Annotated in this window: 4 protein-coding genes; 1 reads left to right on the forward strand and 3 read right to left on the reverse strand. The window is 39.5% G+C overall.

The annotated features are described in order from the left end of the window. Positions 1 to 294, reverse strand: a 294-nt coding sequence (locus HWQ37_RS29370) for a caspase family protein (protein WP_292753933.1), incomplete at its 3' end; no start/stop codon positions are given. Positions 295 to 456: 162 nt separating this feature from the next. Continuing rightward, positions 457 to 1,635, reverse strand: a complete 1,179-nt coding sequence (gene sat / locus HWQ37_RS29375; protein WP_292753934.1) for a sulfate adenylyltransferase — start codon at positions 1,633 to 1,635, stop codon at positions 457 to 459. A 320-nt stretch (positions 1,636 to 1,955) separates the two neighbouring features. On the opposite strand from sat, the gene HWQ37_RS29380 reads away from it, so the two are divergent. Next, positions 1,956 to 2,609, forward strand: a complete 654-nt coding sequence (locus HWQ37_RS29380) for a Uma2 family endonuclease (RefSeq protein ID WP_292753935.1) — start codon at positions 1,956 to 1,958, stop codon at positions 2,607 to 2,609. Between the two features lie 37 nt (positions 2,610 to 2,646). Here HWQ37_RS29380 and HWQ37_RS29385 read toward each other — a convergent pair whose 3' ends face one another. Then, a complete protein-coding gene (locus HWQ37_RS29385) occupies positions 2,647 to 3,645 on the reverse strand; it encodes a nodulation protein NodZ (RefSeq protein WP_292753936.1) in 999 nt (332 codons plus the stop codon). Between the last annotated feature and the right edge of the window lie 314 nt (positions 3,646 to 3,959).

The raw sequence follows: 3,959 nt of genomic DNA on the forward strand, positions 1-3,959 counted from the left end.
CGCTTCAATGAATTCTCTACTAGCTTGTTCCTCAGTTAAAGTTAGGATATCTGACCCTTGGAAACCAAAGCGATGAATCAAAAGTTCTCTTTGTAGTTCCACATCCGTCAGACAACCACTGAGGGCTGGAATTTTTGGGTATTGGTTAATACCTATTAATAATGCCAATTTACGCGGACTGGGTTGTGCTAAAGCCTGATAATAGCGATTTCCCAAAGACAACCACTCAGCTTCAGTTATCCCCAATACCGCGAGTATTGAGCCAATTCTCTCTAAAAACGTGCGACGTTTCATAATTAGCTATCAGCCCTCAGCTACCAGTTAGCAGCTTACAGGGCTGAACTCTGTATTGTAAAGTTACAAAAATGTGGAGAGGGGGAGAAATCAATTCAAAATTCAAAATTCAAAATTCAAAATTAAAGAACTTCTGCCTTCTGCCTCCTCTTTCCCAATTCCCTAAGCTGGTACTTCTATCCGCATTGCCCGCGCCAACTCAGCTGCTACCTCTGGACGGGAAAATTCTGGTGGAGGTAATTCACCGCGCCGCAGCATTTCTCTAACTTTTGTCCCTGATAGGTGAATGCGTTCTTCTGGCCTGCTGGGACTGGTTTTAGATGTTGCCATCTGCTTAGTGCGCGTGCAGTAAAAAGCGTGTTCAAATTTCATCGGCACAATGCCTAATTCACCTGGGGCAAATTCTTCAAAGATATATTGAGCATCATAAGTTCCATAATAGTCACCAACACCAGCATGATCGCGTCCGACGATAAAGTGAGTACAGCCGTAGTTTTTGCGGACTAAAGCATGGAATATGGCCTCACGAGGGCCAGCATAACGCATTGCGGCGGGATTGATTGCCAAAGCTACCCGGTCTAAGGGGTAATAATGTTCCAGCAAAATTTCATAGCAGCGCATCCGCACGTCAGCAGCGATATCATCTTCTTTTGTCGCCCCGACTAATGGGTGCAAAAATAAACCATCAACGATTTCTAAAGCGCACTTTTGAATATATTCATGGGCGCGGTGAATAGGATTGCGAGTTTGAAAGCCAACGATGGTTTTCCAACCCTTGTCTTGAAATAGTTGCCGTGAGGCTGCCGGATCGATTTGGTAAGTGGGAAACTGGGGATGAGGTTCGCGTTGCAACAACCAAATATCACCCGCCAGATGTACAGTACCTTGGTTATAGAGTACCTGCACGCCGGGATGTTTGACATCATCAGTGCGGTAGACTTTGATTGCTTCGCGGGTTTTGTCGTAGTTATACTTTTGGGTGAGTTGCAAAACTCCGATAAATTCGCCCCTGGAGTTATCCAGACGGATTAAGCTGCCTTCTTGTAACGGGGAAGCTACTTCTTCGCTTACCGATAGTGTAATCGGGATTGACCACACAAGACCGTTAGCTAATCGCATTTCTGTAACAGTGCGATCGTAGTCTTCCTGGTTCATAAAACCCGTGAGTGGACTAAAAGCACCGATCGCAATCATTTCTACATCCGAAACGGCGCGATCGTCAAGTTGCACTCGTGGCAAAAAGTCAGCTTTGGAAAGAAACTCTGCTCTTTGTTCTGGTGTAGCGATACGGTTAACCAACTCTCCACCGTGGGGCGCTATGGCATCTGGATTGTGACTCAACGTAATCCCCTCTCTGCTTTTACTGTTATTGTTTCAGATTATGTACTAACTTATCAAATGCTGGTACGTAGAAAAAAAGAGTTTAGGGAATGGAAGAAAATTTTGCAACTAGCCTGTAAGGAATAAGAATTAAATAACATACAATTTATGTCCCTGGCTTACCTCACCCTCAATCCCTCTCCTTATAAAGGAGAGGGAAGCTAGAGACAGGATAAAGTTTTGTATTTTATTTAATCCACGTTCCTAACCGTCTGATTAAGTTACGCTAAAGCTAATCCAGGCTCAAGTTTCAGAATAGTTCCTTTATAAGGAAAATGCTTATGACTGCTGTATCCCCCGTTGTTAAACCTGTTAGCCAAATGCGGTTAGCGCCTGGTAGTACAGTAAATGTCCAGGATATAAGCTGGGAGGAATTTGAATCTATTTTGCAAGAACTGGGGGAAAAGCGATCGCTACGAGTTGCTTACAGCAAGTCTACGTTAGAAATTATGGTTCCTCTACCCGAACACGAAAAATCAAAGGACTTAATTTCGGATATTGTAAAAATCTTGTTGAAAATTGCAGGGAAAAGTTATGAACCCTTCGGTTCAACTACCTTCAAGCGGGAAAATATAGCGGGGGTAGAACCAGATGCTTGCTTCTACATCCAAAATTATCAAAGAATGATTGGTCGTCGCAAACTGGAACCAAATGATCCGCCTCCTGATTTGGCAATTGAAACAGATGTGACATCAAAAACAACTGTTGATGCTTATGAAGCGATCGCAGTTCCAGAACTATGGATTTACGATAGTAAAAAGTTGAGAATTTATTTACTCAGAGATGGACATTACATTGAATCTGATAATAGTCCTAACTTTCCAAATATCCCTCTAACTCAAATTATTGCCGCTACACTTGAACGAGCTTGGCAAGTAGGAATTGTACAAGCTTTGAAAGAATTTGAAGCGGCATTAGATAGAAGTAGTTTTTGATAGAAAGCACGTAGTTGTAGCCCCCCAAGTCTTATAGTCACGAAAGAACTGTTTTTTCTCTAAGCCAAGCAATTAAATTTTTGGCTTTTCCTTTTAAACTGTATTGAGAAGTATCTATTGTATTAGCTTCTGGGATATCAGAAATCAACTTTGCGACTACACCAAAAGTAGAAGTCTTGTTGTATATTAGATAATTACATTTGCTTAATAAATAGATATCTATTAAAGCTTGAACACCATTTTCAAATCTATCTGGACATTCAGGATTCTGATGTAAAGAAGATCCTGACTCAGGATACCACTTCTCTGTCACTAAAACATTAGTATATTTCTCTCTAAAAATATCCTCTACTGCGGGATTATCAGTAGCTAAAAATATCAAACTTTTAGGATGTTTTTCAAGAATCTTATCAACAAATTTTAAATAGATATTTTTAGAAGTTTTTCTGTCAGTATATCTAACATGAACCCCGATTACCATATCTTCAAAAGAACTATCTACAGTTTTTTTAATAATTGCTTCAATATTAGGTTGTAAACTCAGATTTTCTCTAATTATTTTTTTTAAAATAGCTTCATTACTTAGATTTTTTAGATAAGCGAAATCACCTAAAAAATGTCGTCTTAGCTTATAAGTTTCTATTACATACGACCATCTAATCAAAACATCTTCACTATAATCTATACGAGACATATTAGTGGTATATTTTGCCCAGATTTTCGGGTTGTTAAATCGCAAATCATCTGGAGATTCGTATGATAACAGGATTTCATTCACCGATTTATCTAAGCTATTCTTCCAGAAACTTGGATAGACAGATTGAGTAGAAGGTATTTCGGAAGCTTGAGTAACATCATGAAGATTAAAAAAGTCAGGAAAAACATTGCTGCGATTATTCGAGTAAACCTCATCGCTCCAATCAACAACGATCTTTCTATTAGTAAGTTGAGCATATAAAATACTGTCCAAGAGAGCGAGAAAACGATTTCCCATCCCTGCTTTGCCTTTGACTAATAAAAACTTCTCTGAAACCATTTTTAATTGCTCCTAACAATTTTAAAATCAAAAAATCGTTGACGAACCTACCAGGGAAGATTTTATTCATATTTTCTACTCGCAAAAATAATATCACTGATGATAGGCCAAATCAATGGTTAACGAACCTGCCAGGGAAGGTTTTATCTCTTTAGACGTAGTTTATAGCCGCCATATTGAGTTCCCAGACAGGCTGCTAGGTAAGCAAGAGAAGTTTTTTGGGAGATACTGATATCTCTATTACTCGTCAATTTGACCGACGCGGCGGATATTCAAAATGTCGCTCATTTTCTTAATTTGGACGAACACTTGCT

This window comes from Nostoc sp. NMS4, assembly GCF_017115095.1.
GTDB lineage: Bacteria > Cyanobacteriota > Cyanobacteriia > Cyanobacteriales > Nostocaceae > Nostoc.

Bases quoted from the DNA above. Each gene is read 5' to 3' on its own strand.
- HWQ37_RS29380 (WP_292753935.1), top strand. From the start codon at position 1,956: ATGACTGCTGTATCCCCCGTTGTTAAACCTGTTAGCCAAATGCGGTTA.
- HWQ37_RS29385 (WP_292753936.1), bottom strand. From the start codon at position 3,645: ATGGTTTCAGAGAAGTTTTTATTAGTCAAAGGCAAAGCAGGGATGGGA.